Source organism: Pontibacter sp. Tf4 (genome assembly GCF_014212495.1).
In the GTDB taxonomy this organism is placed as follows: domain Bacteria; phylum Bacteroidota; class Bacteroidia; order Cytophagales; family Hymenobacteraceae; genus Pontibacter.
This window is the reverse complement of record NZ_JACKZC010000012.1, coordinates 74,074-100,668: the sequence shown is the minus strand read 5'-3', so window position 1 is coordinate 100,668 and position 26,595 is coordinate 74,074. Positions and strand designations below refer to the sequence as shown.

20 protein-coding genes are annotated in these 26,595 nt (G+C 48.9%); 10 read left to right on the top strand and 10 right to left on the bottom strand.

What is annotated here, in order from left to right; all coding sequences use genetic code 11:
* Window positions 1-47: 47 nt before the first annotated feature.
* Both H7F15_RS18230 and upp read right to left on the bottom strand, forming a co-directional pair.
* A complete protein-coding gene (locus H7F15_RS18230) occupies window positions 48-455 on the bottom strand; it encodes a small multi-drug export protein (RefSeq protein ID WP_185198432.1) in 408 nt (135 codons plus the stop codon).
* Window positions 456-665: 210 nt separating this feature from the next.
* Entirely contained in the window at window positions 666-1,322 is a 657-nt protein-coding gene (gene upp, locus H7F15_RS18225; RefSeq protein WP_185198431.1) for a uracil phosphoribosyltransferase, read from the bottom strand.
* A gap of 213 nt (window positions 1,323-1,535) precedes the next feature.
* Between upp and H7F15_RS18220 the strand changes: the two genes are divergently transcribed.
* The 8 genes from H7F15_RS18220 to H7F15_RS18185 all read left to right on the top strand — a co-directional run bounded on the left by H7F15_RS18220 (window position 1,536) and on the right by H7F15_RS18185 (window position 10,504).
* The gene (locus H7F15_RS18220; protein WP_255481323.1) at window positions 1,536-3,224 is read left to right on the top strand and encodes a capsule assembly Wzi family protein; all 1,689 of its coding nucleotides are present in this window, start codon (window positions 1,536-1,538) and stop codon (window positions 3,222-3,224) included.
* 235 nt (window positions 3,225-3,459) lie between these two features.
* Window positions 3,460-5,298, top strand: a complete 1,839-nt coding sequence (locus H7F15_RS18215) for an ABC transporter ATP-binding protein (RefSeq protein WP_185198430.1) — start codon at window positions 3,460-3,462, stop codon at window positions 5,296-5,298.
* Window positions 5,299-5,427: 129 nt separating this feature from the next.
* Window positions 5,428-5,775: a hypothetical protein gene (locus H7F15_RS18210; RefSeq protein ID WP_185198429.1), complete on the top strand. Its 348-nt coding sequence runs from the start codon at window positions 5,428-5,430 to the stop codon at window positions 5,773-5,775.
* 9 nt (window positions 5,776-5,784) lie between these two features.
* Window positions 5,785-6,357, top strand: coding sequence for a D-sedoheptulose 7-phosphate isomerase (gene lpcA, locus H7F15_RS18205; protein WP_185198428.1), 573 nt, complete (start codon window positions 5,785-5,787; stop codon window positions 6,355-6,357).
* Between the two features lie 75 nt (window positions 6,358-6,432).
* On the top strand, window positions 6,433-7,092 hold the full coding sequence (locus H7F15_RS18200) for a hypothetical protein (RefSeq protein WP_185198427.1): 660 nt from the start codon (window positions 6,433-6,435) through the stop codon (window positions 7,090-7,092).
* 138 nt (window positions 7,093-7,230) lie between these two features.
* Window positions 7,231-8,769: a YifB family Mg chelatase-like AAA ATPase gene (locus H7F15_RS18195; RefSeq protein ID WP_185198426.1), complete on the top strand. Its 1,539-nt coding sequence runs from the start codon at window positions 7,231-7,233 to the stop codon at window positions 8,767-8,769.
* Window positions 8,770-8,988: 219 nt separating this feature from the next.
* A complete protein-coding gene (locus H7F15_RS18190; protein ID WP_185198425.1) occupies window positions 8,989-9,534 on the top strand; it encodes a porin family protein in 546 nt (181 codons plus the stop codon).
* Between the two features lie 322 nt (window positions 9,535-9,856).
* Window positions 9,857-10,504: a porin family protein gene (locus H7F15_RS18185; protein ID WP_255481322.1), complete on the top strand. Its 648-nt coding sequence runs from the start codon at window positions 9,857-9,859 to the stop codon at window positions 10,502-10,504.
* A 94-nt stretch (window positions 10,505-10,598) separates the two neighbouring features.
* On the opposite strand, the gene H7F15_RS18180 is transcribed toward H7F15_RS18185, so the two are convergent.
* The 7 genes from H7F15_RS18180 to uvrA form a co-directional block, all read right to left on the bottom strand.
* Window positions 10,599-12,023: a dipeptidase gene (locus H7F15_RS18180; protein ID WP_185198424.1), complete on the bottom strand. Its 1,425-nt coding sequence runs from the start codon at window positions 12,021-12,023 to the stop codon at window positions 10,599-10,601.
* A gap of 26 nt (window positions 12,024-12,049) precedes the next feature.
* The gene (gene plsY / locus H7F15_RS18175; protein WP_185198423.1) at window positions 12,050-12,694 is read right to left on the bottom strand and encodes a glycerol-3-phosphate 1-O-acyltransferase PlsY; all 645 of its coding nucleotides are present in this window, start codon (window positions 12,692-12,694) and stop codon (window positions 12,050-12,052) included.
* Window positions 12,695-12,851: 157 nt separating this feature from the next.
* Entirely contained in the window at window positions 12,852-17,651 is a 4,800-nt protein-coding gene (locus H7F15_RS18170) for a hypothetical protein (RefSeq protein WP_185198422.1), read from the bottom strand.
* Between the two features lie 24 nt (window positions 17,652-17,675).
* A complete protein-coding gene (prmA, locus tag H7F15_RS18165) occupies window positions 17,676-18,503 on the bottom strand; it encodes a 50S ribosomal protein L11 methyltransferase (RefSeq protein ID WP_185198421.1) in 828 nt (275 codons plus the stop codon).
* Window positions 18,504-18,511: 8 nt separating this feature from the next.
* Entirely contained in the window at window positions 18,512-18,877 is a 366-nt protein-coding gene (locus tag H7F15_RS18160) for a DUF6150 family protein (RefSeq protein WP_185198420.1), read from the bottom strand.
* Between the two features lie 94 nt (window positions 18,878-18,971).
* Window positions 18,972-19,733 (bottom strand): triose-phosphate isomerase, encoded by a 762-nt coding sequence (gene tpiA / locus H7F15_RS18155; RefSeq protein ID WP_185198419.1) that lies wholly within the window; start codon window positions 19,731-19,733, stop codon window positions 18,972-18,974.
* An 814-nt stretch (window positions 19,734-20,547) separates the two neighbouring features.
* Entirely contained in the window at window positions 20,548-23,355 is a 2,808-nt protein-coding gene (gene uvrA, locus H7F15_RS18150; protein WP_185198418.1) for an excinuclease ABC subunit UvrA, read from the bottom strand.
* Between the two features lie 570 nt (window positions 23,356-23,925).
* Here uvrA and H7F15_RS18145 point away from each other — a divergent pair.
* Entirely contained in the window at window positions 23,926-24,927 is a 1,002-nt protein-coding gene (locus H7F15_RS18145; RefSeq protein ID WP_185198417.1) for a T9SS type A sorting domain-containing protein, read from the top strand.
* 66 nt (window positions 24,928-24,993) lie between these two features.
* Entirely contained in the window at window positions 24,994-25,116 is a 123-nt protein-coding gene (locus H7F15_RS18140; RefSeq protein WP_185198416.1) for a 30S ribosomal protein THX, read from the top strand.
* A gap of 65 nt (window positions 25,117-25,181) precedes the next feature.
* Here H7F15_RS18140 and H7F15_RS18135 read toward each other — a convergent pair whose 3' ends face one another.
* Window positions 25,182-26,435: an MFS transporter gene (locus tag H7F15_RS18135; protein WP_221627122.1), complete on the bottom strand. Its 1,254-nt coding sequence runs from the start codon at window positions 26,433-26,435 to the stop codon at window positions 25,182-25,184.
* Window positions 26,436-26,595 lie beyond the last annotated feature (160 nt).

Here is a 26,595-nt window from a genome sequence, read left to right as displayed (position 1 = left end):
CTGCAACTCATTTGCAGGCCTCTTTTATTTATGGGTCAAACTATAGTTTAGAAAAACCGCGAAGCAAAATCTCCGAATTCAAATACCATCAGGTTCAGCACGGCACTCCATACTATAGCACTCCACAGCATGTGTACAAAAATCTGCTTACGTGGTGCGCCAAACAGGGCAGCTACCACGGTACCAACTATAGGTGTAAGTAAGATCGGAGTAAGGAAAGCCACACCTACCACCCCAAAATTCTTCCAGATCCGGATAATGCGGCGGTTCTTTTTACTAAAAACCGGTTGTTTCTTTTCGCGCTGCCGCTTCGACCACCATTTCGAGAATTCTCTGCCGATCAGGGAAAAGATCACTACAGTGGTCATCATACCGGCAATGGTCAGCAACACCGACTCCATATAAGTAAGCCCCACCGAAGCGCCTGTAACGGGCCCGGCAAAAAACTTAACCATACTCACCAGGTAAACCGACAGATATTTAATTACTTCCACGCAGTCCTATCAATTAATTGTATTATATTAAAAAAGGCATCTGTATAATTACCATATACGCAATTTGCCAGGGCGGCAAATATAAGTATACCAACAAGTTAACTGGATTATAAAGCGCAGTTGCCAACCCGCCACTTCACCAACATAACGATGCAGGCACTAAGTTCAGTATCAGATCTTTGGACCAAAAGCCAGATCGCCGGCATCTCCTAAACCAGGCACAATGTACGACTTCTCATTCAGGTGTTCATCCAGGGCGCCCAACCATATATGTGCTTCCGGTATTTCCTGTTGCAGGTACTTCACCCCTTCCGGAGACGCAATAACCGCAGCCACGTGTACCTGCTTCGGTTTTCCATGGCGCAGCATGCCTTTATATGATTTTACCAGCGACTTTCCGGTTGCCAGCATCGGGTCGGCCAGGATCAGGATCTTGTCGTGCAGGTTGGTAGAGGCCAGGTACTCCATGTTTATCTGCAGCTCGGTGTTCTCTTCTTCCACGCGGTAAGCGCCCACAAACGTACTGAAAGCCTTATCAAAGTAGTTCATGATGCCATTGTAAAGCGGTAAACCAGCCCGCAGGATAGTAGCAATTACCGGTTGCTCTACCAGCAGTTGGGTTTGGGTTTGTGCCAGTGGCGTAGTGATTCCGGCTGTAGTATAAGGCAGCGTTTTGGATATTTCGTAAGCCAGCAACTCGCCCAGCCGTTCCAGGTTACGGCGGAAGCGCATGCTGTCGTGCTGCACATTCACATCGCGGAGTTCGGCAACAAAATGATTGGCCAGCGAGGGCGTGGCTGTCAGGATATGCAGGTTATGGTGTTGCATGGTAGGGTTATTTTCCTGCTAAAGATACAGAAGTACCGGCGTTGCACCAATCTCCGGCTATAAATTTATAGTTGCCGGCATCTATAGTTATAGTTATGGAATGGCATGCTTTGCCAATCCTGTATATTTTCTATCACACCCGAACAAAATCATATAAAAGCAGTAAATTCGGCTTTCAGGATATTACACTTTATCTACCTGAACACACCACTCATGAAGAAAATAGCGTGTTTGCTTATGCTGCTTGGCCTGGCCGGCAGCACAACCCTGCAGGCCCAGGATACCTACGTGCCCTACGACCCGGACATTTACCGCTTGATAGACCGATACCAGATTTTGTATGGCAACCAACCCATCAACAACGAGACGCAGCGCCTACACCCGGCCGTGCGCCCGTACGGAAGGCAGGATGTAGCACAACTGGCCGAAATAAGCGCCCGCAACGCCCAGACCAGGGCAGATCAGTTTAACACCGAATACCTGCTGAACGACAACTGGAACTATACCAACCAGGAAAACAACACCAGCGCACGCCCTCTATTCAACACCTTTTATAAGAACCGCACCGACCTGTATCATTATGAAGGCCGTGATTTTATAGTTCGTGTGAGCCCTGTACTGCACCTCGAAGTTGGCAACGACAACCAGTCGGATGGCATGCGCTATACCAACACCCGTGGCCTGCAGGTAGAAGGTATGATTGATGAGCGATTAGGCTTTTACACTTTTATTGCCGAAACGCAGGCCAAATTCCCGGAGTATGTGGTGCGCCGCTTTGAGCAGGAAAATGTGGTGCCGCACGAAGGCTGGTGGAAACGCTTTAAAGGCGACGGCTTTGATTTTCTGCAGGCACGAGGCTACCTGAACTATAACCTTACAAAGCATGTGGAGATACAACTGGGCCACGACCGCCACTTTATCGGCAACGGCTACCGCTCGCTGTTGCTGTCAGACTATGCACCGCCGGCCTTTTTCCTGAAACTGAACACGCAGGTTTGGCGCATCCATTACATAAACCTGTTCCAGGAACTTACTGCCGAGTACCGACGCCTGCAACAGGACGTGCTGTTCGATAAAAAATACATGGCTTTCCACCGCCTAGGCGTACAGATAACCGACAACTTTGATTTGGGGGTTTCTGAAACCGTGATCTTTGGCCGTCGCAAAGGCCGTTTTGAGCTGCAGTACCTGAACCCAATCATTTTTTACAGAAGCGTAGAGCAGGCAATTGGCAGCGAAGACAACGTAACGCTGGCAGCTGATTTTAGATGGAACATTTGGAACCGCGTGCAACTATACGGCCAGCTGATGCTGGATGAATTTCTGCTGAACGAAGTAAAAGCCGGTAACGGCTGGTGGGCCAATAAACAGGCTGGTCAGTTAGGTGCCAAATACATCAACGCTTTTGGCCTGGATAACCTGGACCTGCAGGGCGAAGTGAACATTATCCGTCCATACACTTACCAGCACCTCGACAACTATAGGAACTTCCAGCACTTTAACCAGCCACTGGCACACCCGACCGGCGCCAACCTGTACGAGTTGGTCGGAGTGGTACGTTACCAGCCTATCCCACGCCTGAACCTGACCGGCACAGCCATCTACACCAAATTCGGCCAGGACGAATATTCGGCAACCGATACAATAAACTGGGGTGGTAATGTAAACCTGCCATATACCAAACGCCCGTCAGACTATGGCCACAAAATAGCCCAGGGCAATACCACTAACCAGGTACACTTAGACCTGACAGCCAGTTTCCAGCTGCGCCACAATGTGTTTGTGGACCTGAAACAGATCATCCGAAGAACCGATGCCGAAATAAACACCAGCGATCTGAACACCGCCTATACTTCATTCTCGTTCCGATGGAACATTCCGCAGCGCCTGCACGAATTCTAACAGAAACTATAGTTACCGGCACAACGGCTATACCTGCAACGGGCAGGTGTAGCCGTTTTTTGTTTGCAAATGGCACCATGCGTTAAAACTGCTTGTTATCCGTTATCTTTGCACCGAAACTGGAGAAGCCAGTTCACAAAATTTAATTCAAAACCCTTAGCTTCCCGCTTGCAGGAGGCACCTGTTGCCCAAACTATAGCCACAACGCTTTAGCTACAGCAACACTATTATTAACATGAAGACCTACCTTCGGATACTGCAGTTTGCAAAACCTTATAGCCGGTTTGTACCGCTCTATACTATCTATACTTTTCTGGGCATCATTTTCGGCCTGTTCAACTTTACCCTTCTTATTCCGCTGCTGGATGTGCTTTTTGGCAAAGTAGGCGACGACCAGGTAAGGCAAATGGTAGCTGTAAAACCTGAGTTTGGGTTAAACTTAGAGTTCTTCCAGGATTTCTTTTACTATCATTTCGGGCAGATCATTCTGGATGAAGGCCGCCAGGGCGCGCTGATGTTTGTCTGTATCATCATTGTGATCTCAGTTTTCCTGGCTAACCTGTTCCGCTACCTGGCCTTCCGGATAATTGGGGAGTTGCGTGCCCATGTAGTGCGCAACATGCGCCGGGCCGTGTACCAGCGGGTAACAGAACTGCACATGGGCTACTTCAGTAACGAGCGAAAAGGAGACCTGATGACCCGTCTGACAGTGGATATTCAGGAAGTGGAAAGTTCGGTGGTAAGTACATTAACCGTGGTTATCCGGGAGCCCGTTTCGATCATTGCATTCTTTGTTTTGCTCTTCAATATGTCTGTAGAGCTGACGCTGTTCTCGCTTATTTTGCTGCCGCTGTCGGGTGGTATTATTGCCGGCTTGTCTAAAAAACTGAAGCGCAAGGCACAGGAAGGACAGAACTCCCTGAGCTTTATACTTACGATTATAGATGAGACCCTGAGCGGCATGCGTGTGATAAAAGCCTTCAACGCCGAGCCGTTCATCCTGAGCAAGTTCCATGACCAGAACAACCGCTATGCCCGCATCCAACGCTCTATTGCCCATAAACGCGACCTGGCCTCTCCGCTTTCGGAGTTTTTAGGGGTAACGGTAGTGGCAGGCCTGTTGCTATATGGCGGTACGCTGGTGCTTAACCAGCAATCAGATCTGTCTGCGGCGGAGTTCATTACCTATATCATCCTGTTCTCGCAGGTGCTGGTGCCGGCCAAAGCCATGTCTGGTGCCTTCAGTAACATACAACGCGGCCTCGTTTCCGGCGACCGTGTGCTGCAGGTGATCGATACAAAACCGAAGATCGTGAATAAGCCGGATGCCAAAGTGCTGCCAGCCTTCCAGAATGAGATCGAGTTCCGGGATGTATCGTTTGCGTATGGCAAGAAAGCCGTACTGCAGGACATCAGCTTCCGGATACCGAAAGGCAAAACGATAGCCTTGGTGGGTCCGTCGGGTGGTGGTAAATCTACCCTGGCTGACCTGGTACCACGTTTCTATGATCCTACTTCAGGCGCAATCCTGATCGATGGCCATGACATCCGCGACTATACGATAGAATCTGTTCGTGGGCAGATCGGGGTGGTGACGCAGGAGTCTATCCTGTTCAACGATACCATCTTTAACAACATTGCCTTTAACAAAACCGATGCGACTGAAGAGGAAGTGATTGCGGCTGCTAAAATTGCTAATGCGCACGAGTTTATAGTTCATACCGAAGAGGGTTATCAGACCATGATCGGCGACCGCGGCGGCAAATTATCGGGTGGCCAGCGCCAGCGCCTGAGCATTGCCCGCGCTATCCTGCAAAACCCACCGATCCTGATCCTGGACGAAGCCACTTCGGCGCTGGATACGGAGTCGGAAAAACTAGTGCAGGAAGCGTTGACCAACCTGATGAAGAACCGTACTTCCATTGTGATCGCACACCGTTTAAGTACCATTCAGCACGCCGATGAGATTCTGGTACTGCAAAAAGGACAAATCGTAGAACGCGGAACACACGACGAACTGCTGCAAACCAGCGGACTTTATTCCAAATTAACGCAGATGCAACTGGTACAATAACCAAAATATAGTATTATTTTTTTCATAACACAGGGTTTTTAAAGGTTTTAGCAGCAGGATATTTTAATTTAAGAATATCTTTTTATAGATTTAACCACACTTGAATACACACCTTAACACCCTGAAAGCATGAGAATACTTAATACGCTTTTTAACATTGTGGCAGTAGCCTATGCCCTGACACTGGCCCTTGTGCTTACCAATGCAGTAAGCGAGAGTGCAATATTTACGCAGGTTAAAACCGATGCCCAGATTCTGCAACTATACAAGATACTGGGAGGCGTTGGCGCAGCGCTGTTACTGGTAAAAGTTGTGCTGAGCAGTTTATACAGTGGCAACCTGCGCTACGAGAACCACATTGCCCAGCTAAAGGTAAACGACCTGAAAGTGGAACTTTACGAAAGACGTCAGGAGTTCAGAAGCAACAACTTCAGAACCCCGATTGCCGAGGAACGCCTGGAGGTTGCCGCGGTCTAATAACGCAACATGAATACAACTATACTGGCAGAACTGGAGCAGGCGCAGCAAACGCTGGCAAATTTTATTGCTGATAAAAACAACATTGCCACTATTGAGCGCGCTGCTATAACTATGGCCGAAGCCATAAAAGCCGGTGGTAAAATACTATCGTGCGGGAATGGTGGCTCTATGTGCGATGCCATGCATTTTGCCGAAGAACTGACCGGACGTTACCGCGATAACCGCCGTGCCCTCCCGGCCATTTCTATTTCAGATGCCAGCCATATGAGCTGTGTTGGCAACGACTATGGCTACGATCATGTATTTTCGCGTTATGTAGAGGCGCTGGGCAATACCAATGATGTGTTGCTGGCCATCAGCACAAGCGGTAATTCCGCCAACGTGCTGAAAGCAGCTGAAGCTGCCAAAGCCAAAGGCATGAAAGTAGTAGGCTTAACTGGCAAGGATGGTGGAAAACTGGCACCGGTTTGCGATGTGGAAATCCGGGTTCCGCACATGGGCTATGCCGATCGCGTGCAGGAAATCCACATTAAGGTCATCCACATCCTGATACTATTACTGGAAAAGCAACTTACCTGACAGCTATAGTTTACAGCAAACCCTAAAGCGCGTATAAGGTCTATAGTTACTATAACTACTATCAGCCTTTATACTATGCGTTACCTGCTCTGCCTTTCACTTTTAATTCTGCTACAGTCCTGCTCCGACAAGAACGCAAAGACTGCGGAAAACCACATACCCGAACAGGCAACTACCACTGTTCCCACCCCGGATACTGCAACCAGAACAACGCAACCTATAGTTGAAAAACCTACCCCGGATACGACCTTTCTCATCCTTCCAGGGCAGCGCATCGGACAGGTAAGCCTGGGCCAGACTGCCGAACAGGTGAGTAATATCCTCGGGAAGCCTGATAGCGGGGATGCAGCCATGGGCAAAGCCCTCTCCTATTGGTTTGGCAAGAATCGGAAAAACCATGTGGTAGCCGTATATTTCAGCCGCAGCTACACCGAAGGCCCGGAAGATAACCTGCTGGTGCGACAGGTGCGCGTAAACTCTTCCGCTTTTAAAACACCCGAAAGCCTTGGCGCAGGCAGCCCCATCGCAACTATAAGGCAACACTATACAATAGCTCCCATTGCCTATTACCAGTCCGGTCGGCAACGTATCTATATTTTCGATGATATGGCAAAAGGCATTGCTTTCGAGACGGCAGTATCGGATAGCAGCTGCATTGCTGTCACCATTCACCAGGCGGGCGAAGACGTAACCAACAGCTACCTGCCCATGCACCCCGACATGACCAGACTATAGCACAACGGTTACTTTTCGGGCCGCCACTTATTTCAATTCATTAACTTTACTCCGGATTGTCTTAATCCGGAATTATTTTCAGAAAGGTGATGTTCCGGCTCCAATCAGGATAAACTTATACTTCCTTTATCAGAAAGTATGCTCATTAAAACATTTGGCAGTGCGGTGCAGGGCGTTAATGCCTATACCATAACCGTAGAAGTAAGCGTTAGCGCAGGTACAAAATATTTTCTTGTTGGCCTCCCCGATAATGCTGTAAAAGAAGGCGAGCAGCGCATAGAAGCTGCCCTTAAGCACTATAATTACAAACGGCCGCGCCAGAAAGTGGTCATCAACATGGCACCTGCCGACATTCGCAAAGAAGGCTCTGCCTACGACCTGACCATTGCCATGGGCATGCTCGCCGCTTCCGGACAGATTGCCACTGACAAAATTTCGCAGTATATGATCATGGGTGAGCTGTCGCTGGATGGTTCTCTCAGGCCAATAAAAGGAGTACTGCCGATCGCCATACAAGCCCGCAAAGAAGGATTTAAAGGATTTATACTGCCCGCCCAGAATGCCAACGAAGCTGCTATAGTTAACAACCTGGACGTGATCGGGGTGAACAACATTAAGGAAGCTATCGATTTTCTGGATGGGCAACTGCACATCGATCCGCTGGAGGTAAACACACGCGAAATTTTTCAAAGCCAGGTAGACCAGTACGCCGCAGACTTTGCCGATGTGCAGGGCCAGGAAAACATTAAACGCGCTTTAGAGATAGCTGCCGCCGGTGGCCATAACCTGATTATGATAGGCCCGCCGGGCGCCGGTAAAACCATGCTGGCTAAACGGCTGCCCTCTATTCTGCCGCCGCTTTCGATGCACGAAGCCCTTGAAACAACCAAGATCCATTCGGTAGCTGGTAAATTAGGCGAAGCATCTTCCCTGTTAACCACACGACCTTACCGCTCTCCGCACCATACCATATCAGATGTGGCATTGGTAGGTGGCGGTGGTGTTCCGCAACCCGGCGAAATTTCCTTATCGCATAACGGGGTGCTGTTTTTAGATGAGCTACCGGAGTTTAAGCGCACAGTGCTGGAAGTTATGCGTCAGCCCCTGGAGGAGCGCCGTGTAACTATATCCAGAGCTAAGACCACAATAGATTTTCCGGCCAACTTTATGCTGGTGGCCAGCATGAACCCCTGCCCGTGTGGCTTTTATAACCATCCCGAGAAAGACTGTGTATGCGGCCCGGGCGTAGTGCAACGCTACCTGAATAAAGTAAGCGGCCCGCTGCTGGACCGTATTGACCTACATGTGGAAGTTACACCTGTTACTTTTGACGAAATGACAGCCACCCGCAAATCCGAGGACAGCACTACAGTGCGCGAACGTGTGGTAAAAGCCAGGGCTGTGCAGCAGGAACGCTTCACAGATTTTCCGCAGATACACTCCAACGCCATGATGCCGTCGCAGATGGTGAAAGACATTTGCCAGATAAACGATGCCGGCAGAGCCCTGCTGAAAACAGCCATGGAACGCCTGGGCCTCTCGGCCCGCGCCTACGACCGCATCCTGAAAGTAAGCCGAACTATAGCTGACTTAGCCGGAAGTTCTGATATAAAAATTGAACACCTGGCGGAGGCCATTCAGTATCGCAGTCTGGACCGCGAAGGCTGGGCTGCCTGATGCACCCATAAACCATTACAACATAACACGTTAACTCCCCGGTCTTCTGTTAAAGGATCGGGGAGTTTTGTTTGGTGGCTATAGTTGTACATCTGCACAGGCAGCAGCTCTCCTGCCTTAAATCAGTTCTCAATTTCTATACTTTTATGAAAAGCATCCGTAATAGGCTTACATCGGGTAGCAACACCCGGTTCAGAATACTTTAAAGAGATTACAACTATGAAAAAATTACTTTCTTTATTTGCCCTTGTTCTGGTTACAACACTCTCTGTTCAGGCCCAGGTAGGCTTTGGCCTGCGTGTGGGGGCAAACTACTCCGGCTTTTCAGGAGATGATGCAGGTGATGCTGACAGAATTTTTGGAGGCCATGCAGGCTTAACCGCAAACATTCCGCTCTCCGGCGATAACTTTTTCTCGGTGCAGCCGGAACTGCTTTTCTCTATGAAAGGAGCTGAAGGATTAGGCGATGACCTGCGACTTTATTACCTGGATGTACCGGTGCTGGCAAGAGTAAATACCGGCCTGCTTTACTTTGAGGGTGGTCCTCAGCTGTCTGTAAACGTTGGCGATAACCAGGACTTTGATGCAGACTATAAAACGCTTGGTTTAGGATACGCAGCCGGTTTAGGTGTTGGCACTCCGCTGGGCGTTAGTATAGGCGTCCGCTACAACGGCGATTTCTCGAAACTTATGGACGAGGGCGACGCCAAAATTTACAACGATGTATTTATGCTGACGCTCGGCTATACTTTCGGTAGCAGATAATATTTGCCTTAGTACAACTTAGAACTATGGAAAAAAGCCCGGCCAGTGCCGGGCTTTTGATTTTTATACCCCCTGACAGCCACCCTTTTACTACCTGACCGAACTATATTAGTGCATCCTATATAGGCCTAAACTATATTCTGGCATTGTTGTTGTATATCCGCAATCAGATTGCAATCAGCACGAGGGCCGGTTAAAGCTATAGTTCAGGCTTCCGATCATTCGTAACACACGTGTATTAAATTTTAGAAAAAGAAAGCTAAAAGTATAGACGTTGCCGTTTATGGTACGTAAGTAGTACAATTTTAAAACTCATAAGATCATGAAAAAACTATTGATTATAGGCGCTATGCTGTTTGCAGGTGCTACAGCAGCACAGGCACAATCCGGAGTAGGTATCAGAGCTGGTGCAAATCTGTCCAATATTTCCGGCGACCTGCGCAACGAAGACAACTTCGAAAACAAGTGGGGCTTCCATGGTGGTATCACGTACAACATCGGCATCGTTGATAACTTCTTCTCCATACAGCCGGAACTGCTTTACTCGCAGAAAGGATTTAAGAATGCCGATGTGGAAGTAGGTACTTTCCGGTATGTAGGTAAAGTAAACTATAACTACCTGGATCTACCTGTTCTTGCCAAGATCAAAGCCGGTCCGCTGTACTTCGAAGCTGGCCCGCAGGCATCGTATTTACTTAGCGTGAACAACGAGACCAAGACCTATGAGAATGGCATTGAGCGCGCCTCTACACGCGATAGCAAAGACAAAGATGGCCTGAAAGAATTTGAGTTCGGGTATGCAGCCGGCGTTGGATTAGCTTTAGGCAACAGCTTAAACCTGGGTGTACGTTACAACGGCGCATTCTCCGACTTCGTGGATGAGGACATTACCTACGGCGGCGACATCAGCAATGCCCGTCACTCTACTATCATGTTCACATTGGGAATCACCATCCCTTCTGCCAGATAGTCAGTGAAAATATAACTGCCGAGAAAAGAGCAGTTCAAAAAAATCCCCGGTGCTATAGTTGCGCCGGGGATTTTTTATAATTGTCAGCTTATAGTTACCTGCTCATTTCGGCATAGTACTTATAGAATAATGGTATCGTTTCGATGCCTTTCATGTAGTTGAATACACCGAAGTTCTCGTTTGGCGAATGTATGGCATCGCTGTCCAGTCCGAAGCCCATCAGCACCGAATCAAGACCCAGTTCTGATTTGAACATGGCAACTATAGGAATAGAGCCGCCGCTGCGCACCGGTATCGGTTTAATGCCAAAGGTTTCTTCATAAGCTCTGGCCGCTGCCTGGTAAGCAACAGAATCGGTTGGAGTAACTACCGGCTCGCCGCCATGGTGTGGCTTCACCACTACTTTTACGCTGCCCGGTGCTATGCTTTCAAAGTGCTTGGTAAACTTCTCAGTTATTTCTTCAGAGGTCTGGTCAGGCACCAGGCGCATCGATATTTTGGCAAATGCTTTGGATGGGATCACTGTTTTAGCACCTTCGCCTGTATAGCCACCCCAGATGCCGTTCACATCCAGTGTCGGGCGGATAGAGGTACGCTCCATCGTTGTATAGCCTTCTTCGCCATGCACATCGCTCAAATCCAGCGCTTGCTTGTACTTATCCAGGCTAAACGGCGCACGCGCCATTTCCGCACGCTCTTCCTTGCTCAGCTCGTTCACGTTATCGTAAAAGCCCGGTATGGTGATGCGGTTGTGCTCGTCGTGCAACGAAGCGATCATCTGGCACAGGATATTGATCGGGTTGGCAACAGCGCCGCCGTATAAACCGGAGTGCAGGTCACGGTTAGGGCCGGTCACTTCTACTTCCATGTAGCTCATGCCGCGCAAACCGGTGGTGATGGATGGCGTATCGTTGCCCAACATACCGGTATCAGAGATCAGGATCACATCGGCAGCCAGTTTCGACTTGTTGTTTTTCACAAACGTGCCCAGGTTAGCCGACCCAACTTCTTCCTCCCCTTCAATCATAAACTTCACGTTGCAAGGCAGCGTGTTATTGCGCATCATCACTTCAAAAGCCTTTACGTGCATGTACATCTGGCCTTTGTCATCGCAGGCACCACGCGCATAAATTTTACCATCCTTTATTACAGGCTCGAACGGTGGCGAATTCCATAGTTCATACGGGTCGGCGGGCTGCACATCGTAATGGCCGTATACCAGCACCGTTGGCAGGTTCGGGTCAATAATTTTTTCGCCGTACACGATCGGGTAACCGGCAGTCTCGCATAGTTCTACTTTATCGGCTCCGGCTTCGCGCAGTCTGTCGGCTACAAATTCGGCGGTGCGCAATACATCCTGCTTAAATTTAGGATCGGCACTTACAGAGGGGATACGGAGCATATCGAGCAGCTCGTTCAGGAAACGGTCTTTGTTCTCGGAGATATAGTTGTTCATCGGTTGTACATTGGTTTGACTTAAAGTTAATAAAAAATGCCACCCTTCCGAAAAGAGTGGCATTATGATAGTATTACCTAAACTATAGTTTATTTCTTCAGGCCTATCTTGATGTTGGCTTTGCTTTCTTCGCCGGCTATCAGGCGGTTTATATTTTTGCGGTGCGTTAAAACTACTACGGCAAAAAGGATGAACCCGAAAATGATAAGTATTGGGTTATCCGGGTGAAAGCGGGGCAACAGCAACAGGATCGGAAAGGAGAGCGCTGCGATCATAGAGCCAAGCGATACATAACGCGACGTGAACAATACGATCACGAAGATTACCATGCACAACAGCGCTACATCCGTCTGGATGGCCAGCATCATACCCAGCAGGGTAGCTACGCCTTTACCACCTTTAAAGCGCTCATATACCGGAAAGATGTGTCCGATCACGGCAAGCATACCCATTATCAGTTGGTAAATGATCAGGTCGTCGGCAGGGATGGCGTTAAAAAGCACCAGAAACCCGGCAAGCGAAGTGGCTAGCCAGCCTTTAAAAATATCGATCAGCATCACGATAGTACCTGGCTTTTTGCCCAGTACCCGGAATGTATTAGTGGCGCCCGAGTTTCCGCTGCCATGCTGGCGAATGTCGATACCATAGTACCATTTGCCGAGCCATACAGCAGTACATACAGAGCCAATCAGGTAAGCAGCCACACAAAGTACAGCAATCAAAAGTATATTCATCAATGTAAGATTCTTGTTTTACGTAAGCCAGATGTTCTCCACTTTGCAGGTAATTAGCAGTGTGGGCGGCTTCAGAACATCAAATATATAGAAATCTAATCTTAATTCTAAAGCCTTGCACCTGTTAAATAATATACGCGAACTATATACTTAGTGGTTATAAGCCGCCGGCTTCTGCTTCTTCTTCACTGCCTTTTTTATTTTTTTTCCTCCTTTTCTCCTTTTTGGGCGCCTCATCTACAAAGTCCACATCGTCGGTTGTATCTATTTCGGGCTGCTGTGTAACCACTTTAAAGCCATCTTTACCGCCTAAATAAGTTTTAGTAAAGTACTCCAGGAACTGGTTTTTATCAATGGTCTCGCCCGGGTAAAAGCCATAGTTGAGCGTGGTGCCGCGGCTGCGTTTTGATTTTGCCTGCACCGCCCGGTTAAATTTATCATTCGAGGAAACCAGTGTCAGGCCGTTTTCATAATAACTGAAATAGTACCAGGTATATTGGTCGGCCTGCAGATAAAGGTTCAGGGTTGGCTGTCCGTTCAGGTCCTGCTTTATCTCTACATACCCATCTACCATGGCATTCACGTCTTCTTTCAGGATGCTGGCCACACCTATTTTGCCGATGCTGTACCAGGCCTTCTGGTCGTTAGACCAGTGCAGGTCCACCTTGTTCAGGATCAGGCTGCGGACAAGCGACTTATCCAGCTTAGGCAGCGGAATGTAGTTGCTACCCGACTCGTTGATATACTTGCGTACACCACGGTCGCCCACAAATTCGCCCAGCTTATAGTACGTTGCATCGCTGTTATCCATTGCTTCAGGGGCTGCACCGGTATTCTCCTCCAGGTGTTCGGCCATGGCCGTTAGCGCGGCTTCCGGCATTTCCATGTTAAAGGCAAGGAAGGCATCCAGCTTATACTTGCTGCTATCCACGTTGGCCACACCACTGCCCGAGGCATCCAACCCAAAGTTTCTGGTAGACTTCAGGAAATTCAGTTTGCCTTCGAAGTGCAGGGTATTGGTAGCTTCGCTGTAACGCAGCACGCTACCCTCATACGAGTTAGCATACGCCCGTTCTTCCCGCCCTATCTTAAACTCCTTGTTCGCTTTGTTGTAAGAGATCGAGCCATCAACCAGGAAAAGGTCCAGGTCATCTTCGTTCTGCTTCTGCGACACGAAGGTGTTGTATAGTTTGGCTGTAGCTGCGGACAAGTGTATACCTGTGCGGAGCGGAGTGCCGTCTGCTGCCTTTGCCTTCTGTATCGGGATGCGGACGTTGGACGGGTTCAGGGTATCCTTTTTATAAGAGAACCAGTCCGAGTCGGCTTCGTTTCCGGTAAAGGTCAGCTTCAGTTCGCCGTCAAAGTCCATGTAAGGTTTGGTGGCATGCATCAGTACTTTACCCCGGAACAGGATCCGAGGGAAAATGTAAAACTTATCTTTCTCGTCGACGGTGGCGGTGGCAAACGAATAGATAGGCTTGCGCTTGCCCTGCGGATTGTCGAACGTAAAGTTTGTAAAGTGTAGTTTAAACGAATCTTCGGCAGCGTTCAGGTAAGTCAGGTAAGCGGAGCCGGACAATAGTTTACGGGCTTTTACATCCAGGTTGCCTTCGTATAGTTTGTGGTACTGCTGTGCCGAGTCAGCCAGCACGCGCGACTTACGCAACGTACGGATTGTGGCATCAGCCGACACTACCACTTTACCGCTATCCGGAATTACATACATATCGGCAACGGCAATATAAGGCACGCCACCGGCAAGTATGGTATTCTTCTTCAGGTCGTACACACCGCTACCCGCCATAAAGTTAAGCGAGTCCTGTTCAGGATGCAGCGAGTAAAAGTAGTTCTTACCGGTTTTATCAGCTTGCAGGGTAATGCGTTCGGTTGCAAAATCCCAGCGGGCACTGCGCATCGATGTTTTGTACTGGGCCCTCGGGAACTCAAGGCTCGCGGCTCCCTGCTTCTCAATACCGAAATCCACTGTTCCTTTGGTCATGTCGTAGTTAAACTCCACGCCCTGCGCTTTAATGGCCGGCCTTACCTGCACGTCCGATTTGGCAATCATCTGGGCATTGTTCCCTGCAAAGCTGCGCTGTTTAAACAGGAATTTCGGCGAAGTTACGTTAGCTACCGGGTTATCGAGCTCGCCATGACCGTACATACCACCCGGCGATAGTTTAGCCACGCCTTTAAACTTATACTTCTCTTTATAGATCAGCATCGGTTCTTTTGGTGTGCGCAGGAACATCGAATCCGCTTTTGGCAGCCAGCTCATCTGGAAGTTGTTAAGCGTTGCTACCGGGAACTCAGCACCATTCAGCTTTTCTTCTTTTATAGTTACGGTTGCTCCTTTATCAGTCCGCACCGAGTCCATATAATACGTATACTCAGGTGCTTCCAGGGTAGCGGTCAGGTAAGTAAGCGTACCTTTGGTCTGGATACCCTTCGAGCTCATCATCACGGTATCGAAGGCAATGCCCTTGCCACCAAAAGCAGGTATACCTTTGGCAGGCGGCTGGTAATAAAAGCCCAGCGTCTGGTCAGGCATCATGGTCAGTTTGGTCTTGATCGGCGGAAAAATGCCACCCGAATGGAAAGTACCATCGAAACCAATGGCGCCCTTGCCGGCACTTAAACTATCGAGCTTAAACGGCGGCATGTCAAAGTAAACTGTGCTGTCGTAAGCGCCACCCAATACATCAGGCCGGTTAAATGTTACCTGCGCACCCACCGGGGCATCAAACTTAGGATACTCGGGGTAAAACTCTTTGCCAGACTTATTATTTGGCTTGTTGATGTATAGTTTGCCTGTTAAACTGCCCGTGCGGCTGGTAAGTACCTGGTCTGTCACTTTGCCACGCGACGATTTGCGCTCTTTGGTAACGATCGCGATCGTATCCAGCTGCTGCATATCGATCATGAACTCATCGTAATTGAACTTGAACTGCGACCCTTTGAACGCCAGTCGGCTGGCAAATACCTGGCCTCCAAATTCGATGTTACGGTTATCCAGGATGCGCACGATAGAGCTATCCGGGATGATGTACACACTGGCGGTATCGATGTTAAAGGCGATTTTATTCACACCGCGCACCTCCAGTTTGTTGTTGTTCATGTTAAGAGTAGCATTGCGGCCGGATGGCACCACCGATCGGATAACCAGGTGGTCGTAGTCCATCATTTTTTTGGATGCTCCTACATACAGCCAGGCTTTGCGCTTCAGGGCAATGTAGCCGGTGCTGTTATCAAAATCAATATAGCCTTCGCGGGACAGGTTGTGGGCTGCCTGCCGGATGGCCTGCTCGTTTATGTTATTGAATTTAGAGACATCGGCAGCATAGAACTCGCTTTTCTTGGATTTGGAAGCATAGGCCACCAGCATCTGCAGCGGATGAAACGTAGCTACACCCACCATTTGCTGAAAGCGGTTGTTGGAGTAATAGTTGGTAGACTCGAGCTGCACCGGTATAATGGTTTTGGTATTCAGCACCGAGAAGTTGATATCCGGTGTGTTCAGGTCCCAGTAAACACGCTCTGCCACGATCTCCATCTGGTGGTACGTATCGTAGAACGGCGTGCGGCTGAACGGGCCTTTGTCTTTGGTAAGCGTTAATGTGTTTTTTGGCTTGGAGTAACGCAGCTGTACTGCCAGGTGCGAGATAGAATCCTTCTCCTGGTAAATAGACACGGCCGCCCGCGAGGCTACGATCACCGAATCATTCAGGGTATAGTTGAGCGCGCGCGAGCTGAATTTGGGTTTTCCACCATCTACCACTGTGATCTGTGAAAGGCTGCCGTCCAGTGCCCGGCTCCCGATCAAATCGCCGGCAAGCGAAAAGCCGCCCTTATAGTTTATTCTTTCGCCCAGGCTTTTTACCTGCGCATCGTTGGTAAAGGAGGCAAAGCGGGGGTATAGTTTTTCGCCTTTTGCACCGCGCTTTGTGCTCCGGAACTCAAAAGAACCCTCTACCGGCGAGGCCAGCACTGCGTTGTAAGTTATAGTGGCATCCGGTGCTTTAAAGCCGGCAAAGGTTACATCAAAATCGTACTTCCTGAAAATAGCCGATGCCTGGCTGCCGCCTGCTTCCCAGTCGTAAGAGCCGCCTTCGCCAACAAATATGCCTTTCGAGAGCATAAGCTGTCCGCTGGTTTTCTGAATGGCAGTAGAGTCGTAGTTGGTGGCAAAAACAATATCTACACTCTCCAGCTTCAGGGTAGGGCCCGACACAGTTGGCGGTGCAGGAATGAAACGCTGCTTCAGGCTTTCTTTACGACGCTGGGCAGCTTTCTTAGCATCCTCTTTTTTCTGAGCCTCGGTTTTAGGTTTGGTTACAGGTGCTCCCCATTCGTCTCCCCAGCCATCGTCTGTGCTTTCGGTACTTGCCTCTGTTTCATCATCCCAGGAGATGTTGTCCCAGGCACTGGCACCTTCCGGTTTGCTGTCGTCTTTTTTAGATTCTCCCTCATAGGTAAAGCTGAAATTACCGCCCGTAGCATATAACCTATAGTTTGCCTTCTGGAAAATGCGGCCTGTTGTCAGGTACAGTTTGCTTGTATTCAGGAAATTACCTACGTTGGCCAGGTCCTCGTTATCTACTGCTTTCTCTACCACATCCAGCATGCTGCTCAGGCTGTTGCCACGCAGGTTGTGCTTGTTTACAGCGGCAGTCAGCATAATGTAAAAATCGGAGAAGTGCGGGTTGGAACGCATCTTTTTGCGATACATGCGCTGCGAAATATCTATTACCTGCGCTTTCTGCTTCTCAGTCAGCTTGCCGCTGTTCCAGATATCATCCAGGTCCGCATTCAGCTGCTCCACGTTCGTTACCTTGCCGGCCACCATCAGATTTTTGGCTTCAGTAATAAACTCGGCGGGTTTGTTAGAGAATTTGCTTTGCCCCTGCGCTACAAAGGCTGTACATAAAAAAAGAAAGAGTAAAAGTCTGTACTTCATAGAGTAGTACGTTTAAGATAATGGCTATTTCTGAAAGATGGCTGAAACCCAGTTGTTCTTTACATGGTGCGACAGGTAGGTAAGCCCCAGTTCGGTTGCCCGCTCCTGCAGCATCGGGAGGTCTTCGGTATAAAATCCGCTTAGCAGCAGATAGCCGTCTTTTTTAAGAACTGCTACATAGGCAGGCATATCTTCCAGCAATACGTTGCGGTTGATATTGGCCAGAATAATGTCGTAAGGGCTATCGCCGGCTATAGTTTCAGCACCGCCCAGGCGCACATCTATCGTTCCGTAACCGTTCAGTTCTGCATTTTCGCGGGCGTTCTCTACGGTCCAGTCTTCAATTTCTACGGCTACAATCTCTTTGGCGCCCAGTTCGCCGGCCATAATAGCCAGTATGCCGGTGCCACAGCCCATGTCCAGCACACGTTTGCCCTGGTGGTCTAGGGTCAGCTGGTTTTCAATCATGAGCGTAGTGGTTTCGTGGTGGCCCGTGCCAAACGACATTTTCGGGTTGATCACGATATCATATTCCGCATTGGCAGGTTTCTCGTGGAACGAGGCGCGGACAGAAACTTTATCTCCGATAAAAAGCGGCTCAAAATTACGCTCCCATTCTTCGTTCCAGTTCTGGCGCTCAATTTTCCGGGTACTATAGTCTATTTGTGTAAAGTCTGTGTAGCGGGCTATAGTCTCTTCCAGTTCCGGCTGGCTAAACTTGTCTTCGTCAATGTAAGCACTGAAACCGTCCTCATTCTCTACAAAGGCATCAAAACCCAGCTCTCCCAGCTCGGCAGTCAGTATGTCCGCAAATTCAGCGTTTACTTTTAAGGTTACTTCTATAAAATCCATGTGTTGTATTATTCGCGGCAAGTGGCAAATGAGCGCACCGTTGTGAAGTGCACCGTTATATCAGCCAAGTTACGGTTATCGGTTACGTATAAAATATGATCGGCAAAGGCCTTGTTGGGTGTGATGTACCACACAGCGGTGGCATCGGCAAAAAGCTTGTTACTTTCGCGGTACACCACCATGTCGGCAAAGGCTTCATCTTCGTTCAGAAAAACAGAATAGCGGGCGTCGTTTTTGTACCTGGCATCGCGCTCCAGGTAAATGCTGCCATAAATACGGCAGCGGTCGTTGCTGGCAGGCATTGCTTCGGCGGCTGGTACCGCAGGCTTAAAAAAAGGCAAAAGCGCCAGCCAAAAGGTAAAAAACAAAGACATAATTCACATTTTACTCAAAGATAACGAATTAAGGTAACAAAAAAGGCTGCTAACATCCTATATCAGCAGCCTTTTTAACTATAATTTTTCGGTCTTAGAACGATTTAATGATATCGGCAAAGTCTCTGGACTTCAGGGATGCTCCCCCAATCAGGCCGCCATCCACATCTGGCTGCGCAAATAATTCCTTCGCATTGCCCGGGTTACAGCTACCGCCATACAGGATAGAGCAGTTAAAAGCCGCTTCGGCATCAAACATTCTGGATAGTTCCTCCCGAATATAAGCATGCATTTCCTGTGCCTGCTGGCTGCTGGCTGTGCGGCCGGTACCAATAGCCCAGATCGGCTCATAGGCTACCACTACCTGGTCAAATTCCTCGTTGCTCAGGTACGACAGGCTGTCGTGCAGTTGCTTGCCTACATACTCGAAATGGCGGTCTGCATCGCGCTCTTCCAGCGGTTCGCCGCAACAGAAAATCGGTTTTAAGCCTTGTGCTATAGTTGCTTTCAGTTTCTTGTAAAGTGTCTGGGCATCTTCGTGGTGGTACATGCGGCGCTCGCTGTGGCCAATAATCACATACTCCGTCCCAACCGACTTCAGCATGCTTGCCGAAACTTCGCCGGTAAATGCGCCACTTTCGTGCTCACTCACGTTCTGGGCCGCTAAGTACATTTTATCGTTGCCCTGGGTAAGTTTACCTACGCTTTGCAGGAATGGGAAAGGCGGCGCCACGATCACGGTTACATCGCCATTCACTTCGTCTTTCACCATGTTATCGATCTCCGACACCAGCGACAACGCTTCTTCGTAGGTCTTGTTCATTTTCCAGTTGCCGGCAACAATTCGTTTTCTCATGTTTTATAGTTTGATGATGAATTTATAGTTGGTTTATCAGCTTCCGCTGCTTTACGGCAAGTTAGTAATTTATGGTATATGAGCGGTATTATTTGTCGTGTTAGGTGGTGTTGGCGATTACGCTTATTTGTTCTCTCTTGTCAATTCGAGTGTAGCAAGAAATCTATCATAGCCTATAATTGATGCTCAAAGGCTATCCTTCTATAGTTGACTTTGCCTACTGATGGAACCAAGCCGTTGTACTATAGTTTCCTCCAATCCTGGGAGCTCTACTTACCTATAGTTTTATAGTTTGTTTGGCTCCCTCTGAGGCCGGGAGACCCCGTCTTCGGGCATCGCGCTGCTGCCTTCTTGCTATCCTCGTGCCTCGGATTGCCTGACGGCACCGCAATAAGTCAAAGGCGCTCAACCTAAAGACTGAGATCAGTTCGATAGTAACTTTTTTAATTATAGCTGCTGTATATGCTCTTGGCTAAAGCAGATCTGCTTTTCTCGTGGTTATAGTTCCTTGTGTCAGGCTGCGCCTGTCTGTTCGTGGTCTGCAACTATAGCACTGTAGCTAAATTTAAAGCAGTATCAGAGTTCCCCTCCTTGGATAAGGAGGGGCAGGGGTGGTTTGATTACAGCAACTATAGAACTATAGCTGGTAACTATAGCAAAAGTCCAAATCCTGAAAATCCCTAAATCCTGTAAATCCTGATTCAGACAAGAATAAAGCCGTAGCAACTATAGAACCGCTCTAACTATAGCAATAAACAAAAAGCCCTCTCCTGTTTTTAGGAGAGGGCTGGGGTGAGGTTATCTATAGTTCAAACTATAGTTTATCCTTCAGGAAACGGGCGGTATGGTTATCGTCCAGCTTCGCCATATCTTCCGGGGTGCCTTCAAACAGCAGATGACCACCGTTTATACCACCTTCCGGGCCGAGATCTATGATCCAGTCTGCGGATTTGATGATGTCCATGTTGTGCTCGATGATAACGACGGTGTTGCCGTTTTCGATAAGCGCGTTGATGGATTGCAGTAGCTTGCTGATGTCGTGAAAGTGCAGGCCGGTGCTGGGTTCATCAAAAATGAACAGGATGTTCTCGTGGTGTGGCTGTATACCTTTTGTCAGGAAGGATGCCAGTTTTACGCGCTGCGCCTCACCACCGGAAAGTGTATTGCTCGACTGACCCAAACGGATGTACCCTAAGCCTACATCATTCAATGGCCGCAGCTTTTCGATGATCTTCTGCTGATCGGCAAAGAAGTCGATGCTGTCGGCAATGGTCATGTCCAGTACTTCGGAGATGCTCTTGTCTTTATACTTGATATCGAGCACATCCTGCTTAAAGCGTTGGCCGTGGCAGCTCTCGCAGGTCAGGAAAATGTCAGCCATAAATTGCATTTCGATCTTTACCTGACCTTCACCCTGGCACACTTCGCAACGGCCACCTTCTATGTTAAACGAGAAGTGCGATGGCTTAAATCCGCGCGCTTTGGCTAATGGCTGATCGGCATACAGTGTACGGATGGCATCATACGCCTTCACGTAGGTAACCGGGTTAGAGCGCGAGGATTTTCCGATCGGGTTCTGGTCCACGAACTCTACGTGTTGGATCTTGTTATAATCGCCGGCCAGCTTGTCGAATTTACCGGTTGCCTCCGAGGTAGAGCCGTGCAGCTTTTGCATAGCCGGCGCCAGAATTTTCTTGATCAGCGTCGATTTACCGGAACCGCTTACGCCTGTTACCACTGTCATCACATCCAGCGGCACTTTCACGTTCAGGTTTTTCAGGTTATTCTCACGAGCCCCGATTATCTCGATCGCGTTTCGCCATTTGCGGCGCTGGCGTGGCACAGGCACTTCCATGCGACCGCTCAGGTAACGAGCCGTATAGGTATCCGCTTTTTTGGTCAGTTCATCCAGCGTACCCTGGAACATCAGGTTACCACCACCTGAGCCAGCTTCCGGACCAATATCGATGAGCTGGTCGGCAGCGCGCATCATTTCTTCTTCGTGCTCTACAACTATAACCGTGTTCCCCAACTTTTGCAAAGAGCGCAGTACACCGATCAGCTGCTCAGAGTCTTTGGGGTGAAGGCCGATGCTTGGCTCGTCCAGGATGTACATTGATCCCACCAACGCACTACCCAAGGAAGTTGCCAGGTTGATGCGCTGACTCTCGCCACCTGAAAGGGTATTGGATAGTCGGTTTAAGGTAAGGTAGCCTAAGCCAACACGCTCCAGGTATCCTAAACGGTTTGTTACTTCGGTTACCAGTCTGTCAGCTACTTTCTCTTCGTGCTCAGTTAACTGCAGGTTCTGGAAGAATGGCAACACCTGTGTAATCGGCATCAGCACCAGGTCCGTTATACTTTTGCCGTTCACTTTCACATAGCTGGCATCTTTGCGCAGGCGCGAACCTTTGCAATCGGGGCAGGTAGTGCGGCCACGGTAACGCGACAGCATGACACGGTACTGAATTTTATGTGTCTGCGACTGGATGTGCCTGAAGAAATCGTTCAGACCATCAAAGTATTTGTTACCATTCCAGAGCAATTCCTGCTCTTTCTGAGAAAGCTCGTTGTACGGGCGGTGGATCGGGAAATCGAAGCGGATGCCATTTTTGATCAGCGGCTGCAGCCATTCGTTCATCTTGTCGCTTCGCCACGGCGCAATTGCCCCTTCGTACACGGTCAGGCTTTTATCCGGAATAACCAGGTCAGGGTCAATGCCCAGCACCGACCCAAAACCTTCGCAGGTCTGGCAGGCACCGTAGGGGTTGTTAAAGCTAAAGAAGTTAACCGAAGGCTCTTCGAACACCATCCCATCCAGCTCAAATTTATCAGAGAACACACGCTCTTCATCGTCGCCAAATTTTACGCGACACTCGCCCTGCCCTTCAAAAAAAGCCGTCTGCACCGAGTCGGCAATCCGGAACTGCAGATCTTCGTCTGATTTATAGATCACTGCCCGGTCGATCAGGATATAGATCTCTTTGCCCAGTTTCGGGTTTTTCTGCTCCAGCAGTTCCTCTATAAAGTAAACGGTACCATCGGCATAAATTCGGGAGTAGCCTTTCTGCAGCAACAGGTCCAGCTCTTTGGCGAGGGTTCTGTCTTTCTGCAGGTGCAGCGGCGCCAGTATCATAACGCGGGCTTCATCTTCCAGCGAAAAGATAAAGTCCACCACATCGGCTACAGAATCTTTACGCACCACCTCACCCGAAACCGGCGAATAGGTTTTACCAATGCGGGCATACAGCAGCTTCAGGTAATCGTAGATCTCGGTGCTGGTACCAACCGTGGATCGGTTATTTTTTATACTTACTTTCTGCTCAATAGCAATGGCCGGGCTGATGCCTTTGATGTAATCCACGTCCGGCTTATCCATACGACCCAGGAACTGGCGTGCGTAAGAGCTCAGGCTTTCCACGTACATGCGCTGCCCTTCGGCATACAATGTATCAAACGCCAGCGAAGACTTTCCGGAACCTGACAAACCGGTTACAACTATAAACTGGTTACGCGGCAGGGCCACGCTCAGGTTCTTCAGGTTATGTACGCGCGCACCTTTTATGATAATGTTCTGGCGTGCATCCAGTTCGTCGATGTTATAGTCAGGAGTTATGGCCATAGTAGCGTCAGATCCCGGTAATTTAATTTCACCCAAATCCGTTTTTCTATTTTAGATAATTGTGTAAAGTTACAAATACCCGACATCATTTTGAAGCGAACAGGACAACAGCCTCTATAAGGTTACAGTGCCTGCTACGGGTTTAGCCGAATTGCGCTTCCTAACAGCGTAGAGCATCTTTTTGTAACAGTATCCGGCAAAAAAAGGTTTAGCTTTTGGGCTAAGTTTGTAAATACCCAGCCCTGACCAGCACCCATAAAATTTTGCACTGCTTCTGCTAAAAACACTTATGTTAATTTAACGGGAAACTATAGAAATCGTACACTTAGTTACAGTAACTGCACAGGCACAGGCTGGCAAAGATTGTACATACTTTCACAGGTAACGCCGGCTTTGCCCATCTGCCTGGCGACAGAAGTTTTTACCTGTTGCTGCCTGCAAAAAGCGCCTGTTTCCCCTCTACAATACGGCTTACTCACGCACCCTCGCTAAAGCCGCAACACCCCGTTACCCCTGACACCGGGTATGTAGCCGATACTGCCGATAGTTCCGAACCTAAATACCCACGCTATGAAAAATTTTACTTATTGCACTATACTTCTTTCCTCCATTTTAATTGCTCTGCCACTTCACCAGACGCTGGCACAAGCCACACCAGTACCAGACCCACAGCCTTGCACTTATACCTATAATGATTGTTTTAGAATTGGATATGTGAGCGTTACTCCTGCTATAAACCAGGGAGGAGGCCCACAGAATGACCAATTAGATGTCGAGCTTTTTTTTCAGGACATCTGTGATATTGTTTCAGAAATAACAGTTACTCCAACTCAGGGACAGGATCACACGATTCCTGATAGTGAGATATCGGCAGAAGTAAATACCTATCCTTTTAAGATAAACGCGAATACCTTTAAGGATGGAATATTAAAAGTAACAATCTGGCTTGACAACGGTGAAAAGGTTATGGTTGACCTCTGGTATGATGAGTCTTTTGAATGCGGAGATATTACTCCGCTCCCCGTTGAGCTCACCAGTTTTAAAGGGAAAGCCACCGAAAGTGGGATCGATTTAAAATGGGAGACAGCCAGCGAACTGAACAACAGCCATTTTGATGTGGAGCGCAGCGCCGATGGCAAGTCTTTTAAGAGTATAGCCACCGTGCAGGGCCGTGGCACCACATCTACGCCGCAAAGCTATAGTTTACTGGATAAGCTGCCGTTGCGGGGCATAAACTATTACCGTCTGAAGCAGGTGGACTTCGATAACACACACAGCTATTCTGCTACAGTAGCCGTTGCCTGGGATGCCGGAGACGCCATGCAGGCTGCCATTCTGCCAAACCCCTGCGAAAACCGTAACTGCAATATCACTATCAGCAATGCAGCTAACCAGCAAACTATTTTACAGCTAAAGGATGTAGCCGGCCGGGTAGTGTACACTAAAACTATAACCAGCAGGAGCCATTTGTTTGAGTTGCCAATGCATGAACTACCTAAGCTCAAAGGACTCTACTTTTTAACTGCAACTATGGGCAACCAGGTAGTGCACCAGCGTGTGGTATTGGAATAACAACTATAACCAATAACTATACCTTACCCGTATGAGGTAGCATCTGCTAAACTAACTAAACCAATTATGGGAAAAGGAGATAAAAAATCGAAAAAAGGCAAGATAGCCAAAGGTAGCTACGGCAATAGGCGACCACACAAAGCCAACAAGAAAAATGCTGCTTCAGAAAAGCAGGCAGCCGAAAAGTAAGGAAAACCAGGAGCGGCACTACAGCAGATGTGGTGCCGCTCCTGGTTTATAGTTATAGTTTATAGTTACGCTGTCTGCGGCTCCAGGTCCAGGTTACGGAGCTTGTCGGCTTTGGCAGCTGTAATGCCCACTACCCCTAAGGTAATTAAACCGCCCAGCACCACCGACGGCACTGCTCCCAGCCAGCTGGCCATAGCCCCCGCCCGGAAAGCCCCTATCTCGTTAGAAGAGCCGATAAAAATACTGTTCACCGATGATACCCGGCCTTTCATGTATTCCGGGGTAAGGGTATGGATGAGCGTAGAACGGATGATGACGCTTATACTATCAAAAGCACCGCTCAGGACAAGCATGACCAGCGAGAACCAGAAACTGGTAGAGAAACCAAACAGGATCAGGCTCACACCGAAACCGGCCACACACCACAGCATTTTTTTACCGGCCTGTACCGTAATCGGGTGGTAGGCCATCCAGACGGCCATAACTACAGAGCCAACTGCCGGTGCTGCGCGCAGAAAACCGAGCCCCTGCGGGCCAATCTTCAGGATATCAGAAGCAAAAACAGGCAGCAGCGCTACGGCACCTCCAAACAGCACCGCAAACATATCCAGCGAGATCGCATTTAAGATAACCTGGTTACCGAACACAAACTTCAGCCCCGATTTCAGGCTTTCCTTCAGGTTCTGAGGATTAATATTTTCCGGCAACGGCTTGGCCCCGATCAGTGCAAACGACACCAGCGAAAGAAATACCAGGATAGCATCCGTTGCATAAGCAGCCGTGATACCGTAAAAACCATACACCAGGCCCCCTATAGCCGGACCAACCAGCGAAGCTGCCTGCCAGGTAGTGCTGCTCCAGGTAATGGCATTGGCGTATAGTTGCTTGCCTGTTACCAGTTGCGGCATAAACGAGAATACGGCCGGGTTCATAAAACCACGCGCCAGCCCACTGATAAAGATGACCGCGTAAATAGGCAGTACCCCGAAAACCGCAAGCGTATTGCTTATATCCAGTGTAAAGTAGAGCAGCGCCGCCGAGCATAGCATCAGTACCGTTACTACTACCATAATAATCTTTTTACGGGGCACCATATCGGCCAGGTAACCGGCATACAACGACACAACTATAGAAGGAATAGCCTCGGCCAGGCCGATCAGCCCCAGCGAGAGCGGGTCGTTGGTAAGGTCGTAGATCTGCCAGCCAACTATAACGGCCTGTATCTGCATGGCCAGGGTAATGCACAGGCGCGCCGAAATGTATAACCGGAACTCCGGCAGTCGCAGCACTGCGTAAGGGTCGTGTTTTATCTTTTCCAATCCCTTCTTCTCTTTCAGTTTAACGAAAAAATGCTTGCACTAATCCCAGCTATGAGCCGGTTACAGTAAAAAGCAGGCACAAATGTACACACCTGCACAGCAGTTTCAAGCTATAGTTGCAGGTTTATTGCAAGTGTTATCAAATTTAAATTTACCCCTC